The sequence below is a fragment of the Microbispora hainanensis genome (assembly GCF_036186745.1).
Classification (GTDB): domain Bacteria; phylum Actinomycetota; class Actinomycetes; order Streptosporangiales; family Streptosporangiaceae; genus Microbispora.
On sequence record NZ_CP108086.1, the window covers coordinates 3,786,143 to 3,799,228 of the forward strand.

Sequence of the window (13,086 nt, forward strand, 5' to 3'; positions counted from 1 at the left end):
CATGAGCTCGTCACCGGAATCGAGTGAGGTCGAGACCCTCCTCGGCTACCTGAACTGGAAGCGGCGGCACGTCCTCGACATCCTCGACGGCCTGGACGAGGCCGACCTCCGGCGTCCTGTCCTTCCGTCGGCCTGGACCCCGGTCGGCCTCGTCCACCACCTCGCCCTCGACGTCGAGCGCTTCTGGTTCCGCGCGGTCTTCGGCGGCGACCCCGAAGCGGTGGCCTCGTTCGCCACCTCGGCCGACGCGTGGCAGGTGGCCGGCGACCGGCCCGCCTCGGAGGTGTTCGACCTCTACCGCGAGGAGACGGCGCGCGCCGACAAGGTGATCGCCTCCAGGGGTCTGGACCAGGCGCCGCGCTGGTGGCCGGACTTCCGCGACGACCGGCCGCCGCGCGACCTGCGTTCGGCGATCCTCCACGTCATCGTCGAGACGGCGACCCATGCCGGCCATCTCGACGCCGTACGCGAGCTGATCGACGGCAAACAGTTCCTCGTCCTCGACTGAGTCAGGAGCCGGGGCAGCGGTAGGCGGCGTGGCGGTTGGGGGAGCAGCACACCACGCCGCATGTGAGGAACCGGCCGCCGGTCAGCCAGATGCCCCACTGCACGGGCCACTACCCGCGCCCGGCAGTGCGCCTGGTCTCGGCCGCCAACACCGGCATCACCGCACAGGCCATCAAGGTGACCGGCGGCGCCTGATCGGATCGACAACCCCGGAGTACGCCGTGCGGGTCCAAGTACTTCGCGTACTTGACGTACGTTTCTCTCGATCCGATATTGGCAGTGGGACGAGAGGAAGTGGCATGGGAGTGCATTTCGCCAGCTACACGGAGGCCAGAGCCAAGCTCAAGGAGCTCCTCGACGCTGCTGAGCGGGGTCGGAGTGCGACCGTTCGCCGCGACGACCGGACCGCCGCTGTAGTAGACGGCGAGCGCTTGCGATACTTCCTGGCTCGAATCTGCCCATCCAACGCCCAGGTAGTGGCCGAGGATGGTGGATGGTCGGTCTTCATTCCAGGGCTGCCGGTCGCCGCGGACGGGCGGACGTTCGACGAGGCCATCGACGAGATGATCGACGCGCTTCGAGAGTACGCCGAGGATTGGCAGGACCACCTGTTGGACGCGGTCAACCACCGCGACAACTGGGGGCTGGTGCAGATGATCTGCCTGAGCAGCGACGACCAGCTACGGGAGTGGCTGATAGGGGCGGCTCAATGACGTGGCCGCAGCCGACCCGGGAAGATCACGAGCGTTTCTGCAAGAGCGAAGGCTGGCGGCGAATCCGGGACGCCAGGGGACGGACGGGCACGCACCACGTGACGTACGAGTTCGACCTCCCTACGGGCGGCATCCTGCGGACGCGAATTTCACATCCACCTGACCGCTATGGGCCCAGCCTTTGGGCTCATATCCTGCGAGACCAGCTCCAGGTCTCCGAGGAGGAGTTCTGGGGCTGCGTCCGGGACGGGATCGTGCCTGACCGGGGAGGCCGTCAAGCGCCGGCTGAGGCGCTGCCCGCAGACCTGGTCTATCTCCTCATCCATCGAGTCGGGCTGACCGAAGCCGAGGTCGGCCGCATGTCGCGAGATGAGGCGCTTGCTCGTCTTCAGATCTTCTGGTCGGAAGGCTCGTAGGCCGGTTCAGGAGGTGGGGCAGCGGTAGGCGGCGTGGCGGTTGGGGGAGCAGCACACCACGCCGCAGGTGAGGAACCGGCCGCCGGTCAGCCAGATGCCCCACTGCACGTCGACGCCGCCGGTGAGTGCCTCGCGGGCGTTGCGCAGCCGTACGTCGAGCCCGATGCGGGCCTCGTCGGCCGGGCGGAGGAAGGAGCTCTCCATCGCCCGGTAGCGCTCCGCCAGCCACGTGAGCGCGTCGTCGGGAGTGGCCGCAGAGGCGTCGATCCGGCGGGCCGGCTTCAGCAGCCAGTCGCACGTACGCATCGGCGGCAGCGGGGAGCTCGTGAACGGACCGGGGTCGGCGGGCGGCAGCGGCGGTCGCCGCTCGGCCTCGTTGCGCAGCTCTTCCCCGATGCCGCTCCACACGTAGCAGTGCAGGTGCATGACGCTCCGTACAGTGGGGGTGGCCCCTGCCTGGTGCGAGCGGGCAGGGGCCGCCGTGCTCCTACAGTGTGGTCAGGCCGGCCGCGCGAAGCTCGGCACCGGTGAACCGGAGAGTCCCGGCATCCGGGTTCTTGCTGTCACGCAGGGCGAAGGCGTCCGCCTCGCCCGGAATCGGGGCCAGCTCGACGCAGGACTCCATGTCCTCCTCCTGCTGGTTGCCGCCGCACAGCCGCCGGAAGCGCACTCCGGCGAGGTCGCGGTCGTACAGGTCCATCGGGCTCCTTCCTGTTGGTGGTCCCGCCCCGGCTGGTTCGCCGGGCGGGCGTCCTCGTTGGGCCCGCCTTCACCGGGCCTGTCTTTATCGGGCTCGGCTTAATCGGGCTCGGCTTCATCGGGCGCGGCCGAGCAGCACGTCCAGCCACACCCGGCGCGCCCGCGCGTCCGGCAGGCGATCGGTCTCGCGGACTTCCGGCGTTCTGTTGGTCCGGTCCGTACGGCGGACGAACAGCAGCCCGCCAGAAGCGCACAGCTCGTACGCCAGCGGCGAGCAGTGGTCGCAGGTGTGGGCCACGACCCGGACCCGGGCAGTGCGCCTGGTCTCAGCCATCCGCCGCAGCACGACCCGCCCCGGCTGCTCGGGCGCCAGGTGCAGCCCGGGACAGTCGTCAAGAAGCCGAGGCAAGGGCGGCCAGGCTCTCCTGCTCGGCGATGACCCGGCAGAGCTCGGTCAGGCCGTCGCCGTCGACGGTCCGGGCGGCCCCCGCCTCTTCGGCTGCGGTGGGGAATGGCCGCTCGCGAGTCGCCCACAGCCGTCCACGATCGCTCGTCATCACCCGCCAGCCCTCGGTCGGCGTGGTGCCCTTCCGGTCTGTCACAGCTCGGACCTCGATTCCTGAATTCTTGTAGGGCCTGGACTCCGTTCCGTTTCACCTGCTATGACAGCGCTGCGTAACCCTTCCGGCACAGGTGCGGATGAGGGAAACTGAGGGCGCCCAGGGATCACCCCCGGATCCGAGCGAAGGGGCAGGCGATGAGCGACGACCTACCCGCATGGGCTGTACGGCTGCGCGCCGAGCGGCGCAACCGGTTGTGGAGCCAGCGTGAGATGGCCCGCCGCCTGGTCGAGGCCGCCGACGAGGACATCCGTCCCCGCCTGCCGTCGCGGGAGACAATGATCCGCCGCATCAAGGCGTACGAGGCCGGACACAACCGCCCCGGCGATCCCTACCGCGTGCTGTACGCCCGAGCCTTCGGGCTCACCGAGGCGGAACTGTTCGGAGAACCGGTTGCCGTCCCGACGCGCGAGGACGATGTGATCGATCTCGTCGCCTGGATCGAGCAGACCAACGTCGGAGACGGCTCGATCGGCATGCTCGCGGAGGAGACGCGACGCCTCGGTGAGAGCCACGCCCACGTCCCTCCCGCGCGGGTGTTGTCTGATGTCGTCCGCGTTGAACGGCACACGCGCGCGCTGTTGTCCGGTGGCAGGCAGAGGCTTCGCCAGACCCGCGAACTGTTCCGCATTGAGGCCGATCTTCTGGCCCACGCCTGCATCCTCCTCGGAGACCTGCACCGCAACGCTGTCGCCATGACTTACGGCACGGCCGCTGCCATGTGCGCCGAGGAGGCCGGTGTAAGTCCGGCCGCCACGCTCAGCGCCCAGGCGAAGACCGAACGATGGCGGGGCCGGCTCGCCGCGTCGGCCGACCTCGCACGGCGAGGGTACGAGTGCAGCCCGCCGACCCAGCTTCGCGTCCTGCTCGCAAGTCAGGAGGCCAACGCCGCAGGTCTGCTCGGGGACAAGGAACGGGCGCGGGAAGCCCTGCGGCGTGCCGAAGAGGCCGCCGAGGCCCGGCTCTCGCAGGACTCCGGCATCTCCCCCTGGTCGTGCCCGCGCCCGCGGCAGGCGCTGTATGCGCTCTCGGTCGCTCTGCAGGCCGGCAATCCTGAAGAGGCTCTTCACGCCGCTCGTATGGCGGAAGCGGCGTGGGCATCCGGAGATCCACGCGTCCCTGCCACATGGGCGCAGATCAGGTTCGGAGCGGCCAACGCGTACGCGATGATGGGCGATCTTCACGGCGCTGCCGAGCAGATCGCGCCCGTGATGAGCATGCCGCCGGAGTTCCGTATGTCCACAGTGACGAACTACCTGGTGGAGCTGGACGCGCGGTTGGACGACCGACGCTTCCAAGGCTCCGACGTCGCAGTGACCCTCCGGGAGCAGATCCGCGACTTCACCTCTGCCGCCCTGTCGGCGGTCGGTGCTGGGGAGGGCGAGTGAGCCCTTTGCCGAAGTTCATGGCCGACCGCTGGGGGAGGCGGGAAATGCTCCCATCGGGGAAGGGCCGGATCTACTGGCATGTTCTATTTCGCGATGACCCGCAGGTTCGGGCGATAGCGAGCGAGGCCCGTCGACGCCTGGCCGGAATCGGCGGGCTGGACCCGGTGCCGTACGAATGGCTGCACCTGACGACCCTCGTCGTCGGCCTGACCGACGAGGTCACGGAGGAGCAGCTTGCGGCGCTGATCGCCGAGGCGCGGAAACGCCTGGCGGACGTGCAGCCGGTCACCGTGACACTCGGCCGCGTGCTCTACCACCCCGAAGCCATCGCCTTGGCGGTACGTCCCGCGGAGGCGCTGGCACCGATGCTCGACGCCGTACGGGCCGCCACCCGCGCTGCCGTAGGCCATGACGGAGCCTTGGACACCAATCCCTGGATACCGCACGTCACGGTCGCCTACAGCAGTGCGGAGCAGCCCGCCGAGCCCGTCATCACCGCCCTGGGCCGTCACCTACCGGACTGCGAGGTCACGATCGACCACATCAGCCTGGTCATCCAGGACGGCCCCGAACATCTCTGGAACTGGCGCCCTATCGCAGAACTGCCCTTCGCTATCGCGAGGTGATCCAGACCAAGGCTCCGTGCCGGGTGCAGATTCAGTCTTCTCCGCGTCGCCCGGTGCGGAGCTCACTTAACTGATCTTGGATAGAGTCTCGCGATCACGGAAGTATTCATGGCGCTTGTGATCGGCCTGCCCTGTGAAGGCCCGAAAAGCTCCGAGCTTGTACGCGAGCCCGCTCCGCCGTTCTTCTTTGAGAATCTCGAAGTCGCGGCTGAGAAGGCTGATCCGCCGATCGATCTCGGGGTCATCGAAATGCAACTTGGTCTTTCGGGCAATCTGGGCGGCCGTCATGAAGCCCCCGTCCTCACGAAGAGCTCGGTAGATCGGATCGTGTTCGATGACAGGATCGAACTGACGGCGCTCCGCCGTACGGTTGAGTGCAGCAGCGATGGAAAGTCCCAGGGCCTTAGCAACCGGTGGGGGGAAGGCATTGCCGATCTGGCGGTAATTGGATGTCTTCTTGCCGGTGAAGGTCCACTTGAACTCTTCACCGTCCCAGCCTTGGATCCGAGCCACCATCTCGCAGGTCAGCTTGGGACCGACTGCAAACACGTCCTCAGGCCCAGGTGCGGCATCGGCGACACCAAGAGCATCGACACCAAGCTCTGCCCAGGCACGCTTCGCTCGAGTTGGCCCAAGGTCGGCACCGCCATGCTTCTTAGAGCCACCGACGATGGTAGGGGCGATGTCGTTGGCCTTCTTGGCCCACTCTTCCGCACCACGCCATCCGTTAGCTGAGAGCAAGGGAAGCAGAACCTCGCCGACGGTCGGCGCATCCCCTGTTGACTCCGGCCAGTGGAAGTGCGCGAAGTCATCGGGTCTCATTGCTACCAGGACGAATCTCGGTCGTAGCTGAGGGACGCCGAAGTTCGCAGCATGCAGGAGGCGCCATTCGGCGGCGTAGCCGAACTCGGCGAGCTTATCGAGGACATGCTGTCGATAGCCGGCGAAGCGAGGCATGCTGAGCCCGCGCACGTTCTCCAGCAGCAGTGCTCGAGGCTGGAGGATCTTGACCTGCTCGACTGCCCAGGCAAAGAGATCGCGCTCGTCAGTCGCCCCCAGCTGTTTGCCTGCGATCGTGAACGGAGGACAGGGAACTCCACCAGCTAGGAGATCGATCGGGGCACGGCCAGGTTTCGGTGCGTAGTCTTCGGGATCCCAGACATCTGGGTCCGCGACGTCACCCTGTACGACCTTCCAGTGCGGCCGGTTGTAACGCAGGGTGTTCACAGCGTTCTCGTCCAGTTCCACAGCCAGCTCGTGCTCGAACCCGGCCTTCTCGAGTCCAAGCGCCTGGCCGCCCGCGCCGGCGCAGATCTCGATGACTCGGAGTGGTTCAGCCACGAGGGCCCCTTTCACTTGCTCGGTGGTACGTGGGCGCGGCACCCCATGTATCTTCGCGAAGAAGGACGGGAACCGCGCACTTTTTGGTATGGACGTGCCCGAGACGAAGAGAGACCAGGCCAGGAGGCAGGCCCACGAGCGAGGCCTCTACCCGGCGCCCCTCAACGAGGGACGATCGCGCAACATGCGCGCCAACCGGCGGGCGGACACGAAGCCCGAGGTGGCGCTGCGCAGTGCGTTGCACCGGCTTGGCTACCGCTACCGCAAGGACTTCCAGCTCAACCTCGGCGAAGTCAAAGTGCGCCCGGACATCGTCTTCACCGCACGCAAGGTAGCGGTCTTCGTCGACGGGTGTTTCTGGCATGTCTGCCCTGAGCACGGGCGCGAGCCGACGACGAACGAGTGGTACTGGACACCCAAGCTGCGCCGGAACATGGATCGTGATCGCAGGGTCAACGTAGCACTCGACGCCGCCGGCTGGACGGTCCTGCGTCTCTGGGAGCACGAGCCGCTATCCTCCGCAGTAGAGGCGGTTGTTGCCGCAGTCAATCTTGGTTCCGAACGCACGTGCGATAGTAGTTCATCCATGTAACTCCTGGGACATCGATCACCAGGCCCGGATCAGTTCCAACCGGGAGATCGGAAGCCGGTACCCGACTGTAAGTGCGTCAGCACGGCGATGATCGGTTGCCGCAGCCCCATCACCGTGGCTTTCCGCTTGCGATGAACTGCGCTCTATCCGTACTGGCAGCATTGCCGGCAAGATCGTATAGCTGCCGGTGTGCCCGAAGCGGCACGTCAGGCATCCTCGTGCGTATCGGTTTGCCGGGAAAGGCGTTTTGCGCTCTGCTCCCCGTGGGGATGGCCAAGCTCATCAGCTTTGCGATACCAGTTGATCGCTACCCGCGCGTCACCTTCCAGCTCGGCCATTTGGCCGAGTTGGAAGGCCGAAATTGCATCGCCGAAATCTGCCGCATGACGCAAGTACATCCGCGCAGCTTCGACATCGCGCGCGCGATGGTATTCCGCGGCATAACGACGTGCTTCGTTGAATAGCTCATGCTGAGACGATGGAGGGGCGTAGTCAGGATTTGCGGTGGCGGCCAGGATCGTCCAATACCGTGCGTCGTCGCCGTCTCCGCTGAGCTTGTGCAATACCGCCAGCTTGGCCTCTGCCTCCCCTGTGCTGCTGTCCTCCAGTTCATGCAGCAAGAATTCGCCCTGCGCCCCAAACAGCTCTACCGTACGCGCGTGCCGCGCGCTAGTGCCGTTGTGGATCCGCGATCCGCTGCCCACCCTGGCTTCGGCTACCGCAGCCGAAACCTGCTTGGCGAATTCGACTGCCTTGCCCAACGCGGCTGAGCGCTGCTCATGTGACCAGCTCAGATGTCCTGGATCGTCAAGTCGGAGCAAGGTCAACTTCAGAACAATCAGCTTCCCCCGGTTGGGCTTACGGATCTTGTCATTGCGTACGCGGCTGAGGAATGACGAGTCGAAGTGGCTGCCCTTGAGACTGGGGTCCATCTCGGAGAAGTCCTTAGCAGTGTCTATTGATGACTTGGCGATCGTGGAAGCGGGATGGCCAGAGGAGTCGATCGCGTGGGCGACAAGCCTGGCCACTTCAGGGAGCGGTACTGCAACTCCGGCAACGGCGGGCATGGCGGCAAACCCTTCGTGGGGGGCGGGTCGACAGATCGGGAAGATCATGTCATATGGGGACACGTGGTGGGGTGGGTTCCGCGCGTGGGCGCCGTTGCATTTTTTTGCACATGCGCGGGGACCGGCGCATCTAGTCTCCGCCGCCCTGGCCGCCGCAACTCGTATGGCGCCCTCCAGGCAGTCCCTCCTATGACCGGCGCATGGGGCTGTGCAACCACGCGCAATTTTTTGCAAGTTGCATTCTCCGGGCTAGCGACGCGGGGCGGCCCGACGGCTGGTTATATGTGGAAGCGTGATCGCCGAGCAGGAGTTTCAGGGTGTTGCCCTCCCGGGCACTTCTCAAGTGCTGCGAGTTCCTTTTATGTGTAGTGTCGAAACAATGTGGCACTACACGACCGAGGCTAATCTGCTGGCAATATTAGATAGCCTTGAGCTCTATCCTTCGTTGCGGAAAGAAAATTCGAAGGATGCCTACTACGGTGATGGCCAGTATGTATCGGACATTCCGCCCGGCACTATGACTCGGGCGCAGCTGTCCCGCTGCTTCCTGCGCGTGCCGTGGTTACCTGAGCGCTTCACCCACTATGTTGGGCTTGATGTGACAGGGCTTGAGGTCATCCGCGGCAGGGAGCACGTCTTCGTCATCCCAGGCCGTGAAGCGCTCGACCTTAGGGGTCGGATCGTAAGCTGGGGGGCAAATGGCGACCTGGTACCTCCGGGTGGAGTGGCATCACGACTTCCCTGAGGAACCTCTTGAGCTGTACAGCGAAGTCGATGCCGCCGGCTACGAGAAGCGGAAGGTCCAGGTGTTCCGGGACGGCCGAGTGGAGCGGGCTGACGAGGAGACCGAAACAGCGATGACCGGGCTTTCCGAGGTTCCCATCGGATCTCCTGAGGAGATCTCCTCGGAGGGTGAGTTCTCTGCGTCGGCGATCACACGTGAGGAGTTTGAGCGGATGTGGAGCCAGGCGGGGAGAGCTTAAGGAGCCAGGGGAGGGCTCGTGGGAATGCAAGGCATTCTCCGTCCTCTTACCATCTGACGCGACCGTCGATGGCTGGTGCTCTGCTATCGAGGAAGAGCGGGGCAAGCCTGGGTATGCCGCTAGTCACCTGGCTGGGCGGAATGTTAAGACGGCATGATTCCCATCGTCCGCTGAATCCATGATCGGATGGAACGTTCTCCTGAATCCACTCCGCAGGAACTGAGCAGATGGCCTCGGCTCTCAAATCTTCGGACAGGTGGACGGCCACGAGCTGCCATGCCGGGTCATGCATCATCGTTTCGTACTCGTGCCGGGACAGAAACAGTGTCAATCGGTGCCGGCGGAGCGTTGCCTTTGCTTCGATGTGCAGCTGAAAGCTGGCGTCGAATAATTCTATGTCGTACCCATAAGCATCCGAGTATGTGGACACATGCTCCACGCGTGCGGCTACCGAACTCCTTAGAAGCTCAACCAGAGCTGCTTCGCCGGCTGCGCCGATTCGTTTTCGCAGCTCGAGATCAACTTTCTTCCATGCTAGATGGACATGCCGAAAGGCTTGATCGGCATCGATCCCAAGAGCTTGGGCGGCTCTCAAGGCGTCTTCGGGGAGCTCGACCGGATCCTGGACAAGAATGTCGGCGTCCTGGAACCAGGGGAGATGGAGAAGGGCTGCTTCAAAGACCTGCTGGGGAACGGATATGTGTTGTCGGCTTTCGTCGGGTAAGCCAACCTCGTGTAGCCAGGAGTAGGCAGTATCGTATTGAGTTGGCGTGAGGTCGCTAAAGTCTGGGTGTGTCGAGAAAAGAGACCTACATCGGCGGTATCCGCTATTGGGAAGTCTCTCTAGCCAGCGCACCGCTGCGCGCAGCACAGGTTCAGGCGGCAGTGGCACGAAGGTGTCCCATCAGGGCCTGCAGATCGCGCTGATCGAGTCCGCCGCCGATGGCTGGTTCCTCATAGAGGTCGGCAAGTTCCCTCACCGTTGGGTCATCGAGGATACTTCCCATAAAAAGTAGCTTGTCCGCCAAACGCTGTTCGACAAGTTCATCGATCGTGCCCTCGGACGCCAGAACGGTGATCCGGGTTTCAGCGTCTGGAGAAAGGCCCAATCGGTGAATTCGGTCGAGGCTCTGGAGGAAGCGGCCGGCCGCGAAGTCGCGATCGACGTAGACCGCGTCATGGCACTCATGGTGAAGGCTGATGCCCTCCCCGAGGGTGGCTGGATTAGAGAGCAGCACCATGCAGCTGGGGTCTCTCCTGAAACGCAATATCTCTGCTTCTCGATCCTCTGTGCCGCCGTGGACGATGGCTGGCCGGAATTCGCCGAGAATTCGATTTAGAGTGTTCAGGCTTCGAATGAATGTTGACCATACTAGTGTCTTGCGTCCTCGCGCAGCGTTGGCGGCGACGATCGCAAGCACTTCCTGGTACTTGGGTGACATCTCGTAGTTCGGTAGGTCGCGCATGAGGGTCGAAAGCGGCGAGTTGGCAGGAACGGCCAGCGGGGGCACTCGGTAAGCGAGTGGCTCATAGCGGGTGGCGCCGACCGCGAGAAGGGCCGGGCTGGTTGCCGCCATGAGCATGTAGACGACTATCTTTCCTAGCGCGATGAAGTCGGTCTCTGATCCAGCGGCTCGTGCTGAGAACCGTCCTCGAAGTGCCTCGTAGATCTCCTGATGCAGCGGCGGCATGGGTACGAGGCGCAAGCTGGTCGTTACTGGTGGTAGGCCAAGCTCGTTTTTGGTGGTCCTAGTGAAAAGAGGGCGCAGTACCTGACTGGCCTTGGCGAGGTCGCCACCCCCGACAGCCTGAACGACCTTCTGTCGCCCATGGCCGGGCCACACGAACCCGAAGAGGTTTTCTAGGTCCTTCGGCCCGTTAGGGGCCGGCGTACCAGTAAGAATAAGGCGATGCCTGGCTCTTGGTCCCAGAGCTAGGCAGGCGGCGCCATACGTCCCATCAGCACCCAATTTCATGCGATGGGCCTCATCGAGCAGAAGCATGGAGGGTCTTGCCGCCAGCCACTGGCCTAGGTCGTTTGCTACGCCGTCGAACCGGAGTCGCTCGTAGTTCACGATCAGTGAATCAGCTGATGGATCGTTGTCCTTGCCGTAGATCTCCATGCGCAGTGGTTCTGCAAGACACTGCTGGTTCTCAAAGAGCCAGGACTCGTAGCAAGATTTGGGTCCTACGATGAGAAGACGCTCAACCCCCTTGTTGCGCAAGGCATGGAAGACGGCGAGGCCGACGCGCGTCTTGCCGGCCCCAGGCACTGAGAAGTTGGCCCCGTGTCTCAGCGAGAGCAGCCGTGCGATGTCCCGGATTTGAAATTCGGTGAGATCGCCTATCCATGATGACCCAAGGAGATGCGGCACGTCTTCCGACGCCACGTCGCTAGGGACGCCACCCTTGTCAATCCGCTCTCCCATGACCTGTGCGTCGTGGGCAGAGTCAGATGCCAGGGCCGCAAGCTGGGGATCCCAAGTGACCGTTCCAGGCTCAGGCCAGGACGCGAGGGCGGCTAGGTTCACCAGAAGGTCATCGACATCGACCTCAAGTACACCGGACATGCGCATAATTCCTGTCGGGAACTTTAGCGCTAGCCGCTTGAGATTGTCCTCGTGATCGCTCCTTGCGTACAGGCGCGCCCTGGCGACACCATCGCCGAATCCAATCTGAAGACTTGCCTTTGTTGCAGTTTCCGGCATCAGTCTTCCCGTGTCGCTGAGAGCAGCCATTCCACACCGTCACCCGGAATGTCGAACGTGCGGCCAGCCTGTCTTGCGAGGCGAATAAGACTGTCGCGCAACTCAAGAAGGGCATCGTCGAAAGCATCCTCGTCGAGAGCCCGTTTGGCCTTGGCTTCGGCAAATTCCGCGGCACACTGCTTAACGTAGTCAGCAGCATCGGTAAGTCGTTCTTGCACGGCTATCTTGCGCTTCTCGAGTTGCGCGTTCTGGCCAGCTAGCTTCACTGCCACGTCGAACGTAGTGCGAGCGGCTTTGATCAAGTTACCGGCTTCAGCCTGCTCCTGTGGCCCTAGCTTGTCGCCCGCCACTCTGGCCGCTTCCGCCTGGAGAAGCTGGTCGGTCAGAGCCCGAGCTTTCTTAACGGCTACTGTCGCGTCAGGGACAGCGACACCGGGAAGTCCCGGGATTACGACTGCACTGGACTCTTCCACCGCAGGGCGCAGGTGTGTCGGCAGACGCTCATCTAGGTAACGCTTGTAGAAATCTCCCTCTGCCAAGCGCAGTGAGGTCTTTGGGTAATTCAGCACGACCATCGCCAGCCGCGACTCTCTGAGCTGCTCAGCGGCTTCAGGGTCGGTTTCGGCCTTCTTGTCGAAGTCGCGCTGCAGCTCTCGGAGCTTTTCCTGGTGTCGTTCGAAGTCGATGAGCCGAAGCTGGGCACCGCCGCTGGTGCGGCTACGCTCGATCGCCTCGTTGATCATTTGATAGACCCTGCGGTCTTGCTGCAAGGTCTTCACTTTGATATTGAAGTCCCGGGCGACATCTTCCTCGCGTCGTCCGCTCGCGAGTTCTTCCTCGATGGCAATAAGACGGTTGATGTAAGAATAGTCGCGCCGTTTGTCTTTGCGTAGCTGCAGTGCGAGTTCAACGCTATTGATATCCCGCCGAGAGGTATCGGCGGGCAGTACGCCGACTCGGATGTCTTTGACACCGAGGTCTCTCAAAGCAGCGCAGCGTGTGTTTCCGTCGACAAGGATCCCGTCAGGGCTGATGATCCCCGGCTCCCTCTGCCCGAAATCATCGAGCTCGTTCATCAGGGAGGTGTATTCGGGGTCCGTCTGGTTGGGATCGGATGCCTGCTGGCGCAGAAGGTCATGAAGGTACGCCTGCGCGGCGTCGCTCCACGGTGCCTCTTCCAGAACTCGGTTGCGTTCGGGGTTCAGAGTTCTCTGTGCCCGAATTCGATGGGTGTCCGGGTTGAAGTAGAGCATGTCGACAGGCATCGAGATGACACGGAGGTGTCTCTGCTCACCGCGCCAGTCGACCGTGATCTTGGCTCCGTCCTCGGACATGGCCTGCTTGAGGCGCTCCTCGACCAGGCTGCGGATCCTCTCGCCCTCCGGAGGAACACCAAATCTCACGGCCATGCAGGCACCTCCAAGCC

18 protein-coding genes are annotated in these 13,086 nt (G+C 63.7%); 9 read left to right on the forward strand and 9 right to left on the reverse strand.

Going from position 1 to position 13,086, the window contains the following annotated elements:
* Window position 1: 1 nt before the first annotated feature.
* The 3 genes from OHB01_RS17875 to OHB01_RS17885 all read left to right on the forward strand — a co-directional run bounded on the left by OHB01_RS17875 (window position 2) and on the right by OHB01_RS17885 (window position 1,636).
* Entirely contained in the window at window positions 2-508 is a 507-nt protein-coding gene (locus OHB01_RS17875; RefSeq protein WP_328855688.1) for a DinB family protein, read from the forward strand.
* 298 nt (window positions 509-806) lie between these two features.
* Entirely contained in the window at window positions 807-1,220 is a 414-nt protein-coding gene (locus OHB01_RS17880; protein WP_142623584.1) for a prevent-host-death protein, read from the forward strand.
* Window positions 1,217-1,636, forward strand: a complete 420-nt coding sequence (locus tag OHB01_RS17885; protein ID WP_328855689.1) for a cytotoxic translational repressor of toxin-antitoxin stability system — start codon at window positions 1,217-1,219, stop codon at window positions 1,634-1,636. Before OHB01_RS17880 ends, OHB01_RS17885 begins: the two co-directional genes overlap by 4 nt.
* Before the next feature lie 6 nt (window positions 1,637-1,642).
* Here OHB01_RS17885 and OHB01_RS17890 read toward each other — a convergent pair whose 3' ends face one another.
* From OHB01_RS17890 to OHB01_RS17905, 4 genes are all read right to left on the reverse strand, one after another.
* Window positions 1,643-2,062, reverse strand: a complete 420-nt coding sequence (locus OHB01_RS17890) for a hypothetical protein (protein WP_142648152.1) — start codon at window positions 2,060-2,062, stop codon at window positions 1,643-1,645.
* Between the two features lie 61 nt (window positions 2,063-2,123).
* Window positions 2,124-2,336, reverse strand: a complete 213-nt coding sequence (locus OHB01_RS17895; RefSeq protein ID WP_079315603.1) for a DUF397 domain-containing protein — start codon at window positions 2,334-2,336, stop codon at window positions 2,124-2,126.
* Between the two features lie 114 nt (window positions 2,337-2,450).
* On the reverse strand, window positions 2,451-2,744 hold the full coding sequence (locus OHB01_RS17900) for a hypothetical protein (protein ID WP_328855690.1): 294 nt from the start codon (window positions 2,742-2,744) through the stop codon (window positions 2,451-2,453).
* On the reverse strand, window positions 2,728-2,937 hold the full coding sequence (locus OHB01_RS17905) for a hypothetical protein (protein ID WP_328855691.1): 210 nt from the start codon (window positions 2,935-2,937) through the stop codon (window positions 2,728-2,730). Before OHB01_RS17905 ends, OHB01_RS17900 begins: the two co-directional genes overlap by 17 nt.
* A 230-nt stretch (window positions 2,938-3,167) precedes the next feature.
* Between OHB01_RS17905 and OHB01_RS17910 the strand changes: the two genes are divergently transcribed.
* A complete protein-coding gene (locus OHB01_RS17910) occupies window positions 3,168-4,343 on the forward strand; it encodes a hypothetical protein (protein WP_328855692.1) in 1,176 nt (391 codons plus the stop codon).
* Window positions 4,340-4,969, forward strand: a complete 630-nt coding sequence (locus OHB01_RS17915) for a 2'-5' RNA ligase family protein (protein WP_328855693.1) — start codon at window positions 4,340-4,342, stop codon at window positions 4,967-4,969. Before OHB01_RS17910 ends, OHB01_RS17915 begins: the two co-directional genes overlap by 4 nt.
* Before the next feature lie 66 nt (window positions 4,970-5,035).
* Here the strand turns inward: OHB01_RS17915 and OHB01_RS17920 are convergent, their stop codons facing one another.
* Complete coding sequence (locus OHB01_RS17920) at window positions 5,036-6,310, reverse strand: DNA cytosine methyltransferase (RefSeq protein ID WP_328855694.1); 1,275 nt, start codon at window positions 6,308-6,310, stop codon at window positions 5,036-5,038.
* Window positions 6,311-6,398: 88 nt separating this feature from the next.
* Between OHB01_RS17920 and OHB01_RS17925 the strand changes: the two genes are divergently transcribed.
* Entirely contained in the window at window positions 6,399-6,902 is a 504-nt protein-coding gene (locus OHB01_RS17925; protein WP_328855695.1) for a very short patch repair endonuclease, read from the forward strand.
* A 206-nt stretch (window positions 6,903-7,108) separates the two neighbouring features.
* On the opposite strand, the gene OHB01_RS17930 is transcribed toward OHB01_RS17925, so the two are convergent.
* Window positions 7,109-8,017, reverse strand: coding sequence for a hypothetical protein (locus tag OHB01_RS17930; RefSeq protein ID WP_328855696.1), 909 nt, complete (start codon window positions 8,015-8,017; stop codon window positions 7,109-7,111).
* 331 nt (window positions 8,018-8,348) lie between these two features.
* Between OHB01_RS17930 and OHB01_RS39920 the strand changes: the two genes are divergently transcribed.
* Window positions 8,349-8,714, forward strand: coding sequence for an HYD1 signature containing ADP-ribosyltransferase family protein (locus tag OHB01_RS39920; protein WP_419197590.1), 366 nt, complete (start codon window positions 8,349-8,351; stop codon window positions 8,712-8,714).
* The gene (locus OHB01_RS17935; protein ID WP_328855697.1) at window positions 8,668-8,952 is read left to right on the forward strand and encodes a DUF6881 domain-containing protein; all 285 of its coding nucleotides are present in this window, start codon (window positions 8,668-8,670) and stop codon (window positions 8,950-8,952) included. The genes OHB01_RS39920 and OHB01_RS17935 overlap by 47 nt, the downstream gene beginning before the upstream one ends.
* A gap of 46 nt (window positions 8,953-8,998) precedes the next feature.
* Here the strand turns inward: OHB01_RS17935 and OHB01_RS39925 are convergent, their stop codons facing one another.
* Complete coding sequence (locus OHB01_RS39925; RefSeq protein ID WP_419197591.1) at window positions 8,999-9,547, reverse strand: protein NO VEIN domain-containing protein; 549 nt, start codon at window positions 9,545-9,547, stop codon at window positions 8,999-9,001.
* Between OHB01_RS39925 and OHB01_RS17940 the strand changes: the two genes are divergently transcribed.
* Window positions 9,497-9,676 (forward strand): hypothetical protein, encoded by a 180-nt coding sequence (locus OHB01_RS17940; RefSeq protein WP_328855698.1) that lies wholly within the window; start codon window positions 9,497-9,499, stop codon window positions 9,674-9,676. The genes OHB01_RS39925 and OHB01_RS17940 overlap by 51 nt on opposite strands.
* Window positions 9,677-9,827: 151 nt before the next feature.
* Here OHB01_RS17940 and OHB01_RS17945 read toward each other — a convergent pair whose 3' ends face one another.
* Window positions 9,828-11,690 (reverse strand): DEAD/DEAH box helicase, encoded by a 1,863-nt coding sequence (locus OHB01_RS17945; RefSeq protein WP_328855699.1) that lies wholly within the window; start codon window positions 11,688-11,690, stop codon window positions 9,828-9,830.
* Entirely contained in the window at window positions 11,660-13,069 is a 1,410-nt protein-coding gene (locus OHB01_RS17950) for a transcriptional regulator (RefSeq protein ID WP_328855700.1), read from the reverse strand. The genes OHB01_RS17945 and OHB01_RS17950 overlap by 31 nt, the downstream gene beginning before the upstream one ends.
* Between the last annotated feature and the right edge of the window lie 17 nt (window positions 13,070-13,086).

Coding starts and splice junctions, on each gene's coding strand:
- OHB01_RS17880 (WP_142623584.1), top strand. CDS start 807: ATGGGAGTGCATTTCGCCAGCTACACGGAGGCCAGAGCCAAGCTCAAG.
- OHB01_RS17895 (WP_079315603.1), bottom strand. CDS start 2,336: ATGGACCTGTACGACCGCGACCTCGCCGGAGTGCGCTTCCGGCGGCTG.
- OHB01_RS17885 (WP_328855689.1), top strand. CDS start 1,217: ATGACGTGGCCGCAGCCGACCCGGGAAGATCACGAGCGTTTCTGCAAG.
- OHB01_RS17875 (WP_328855688.1), top strand. CDS start 2: ATGAGCTCGTCACCGGAATCGAGTGAGGTCGAGACCCTCCTCGGCTAC.
- OHB01_RS17930 (WP_328855696.1), bottom strand. CDS start 8,017: ATGATCTTCCCGATCTGTCGACCCGCCCCCCACGAAGGGTTTGCCGCC.
- OHB01_RS17910 (WP_328855692.1), top strand. CDS start 3,168: ATGGCCCGCCGCCTGGTCGAGGCCGCCGACGAGGACATCCGTCCCCGC.
- OHB01_RS17935 (WP_328855697.1), top strand. CDS start 8,668: ATGGCGACCTGGTACCTCCGGGTGGAGTGGCATCACGACTTCCCTGAG.
- OHB01_RS17925 (WP_328855695.1), top strand. CDS start 6,399: ATGGACGTGCCCGAGACGAAGAGAGACCAGGCCAGGAGGCAGGCCCAC.
- OHB01_RS17890 (WP_142648152.1), bottom strand. CDS start 2,062: ATGCACCTGCACTGCTACGTGTGGAGCGGCATCGGGGAAGAGCTGCGC.
- OHB01_RS17940 (WP_328855698.1), top strand. CDS start 9,497: ATGCCGAAAGGCTTGATCGGCATCGATCCCAAGAGCTTGGGCGGCTCT.
- OHB01_RS39920 (WP_419197590.1), top strand. CDS start 8,349: ATGTGGCACTACACGACCGAGGCTAATCTGCTGGCAATATTAGATAGC.
- OHB01_RS17950 (WP_328855700.1), bottom strand. CDS start 13,069: ATGGCCGTGAGATTTGGTGTTCCTCCGGAGGGCGAGAGGATCCGCAGC.
- OHB01_RS17945 (WP_328855699.1), bottom strand. CDS start 11,690: ATGGCTGCTCTCAGCGACACGGGAAGACTGATGCCGGAAACTGCAACA.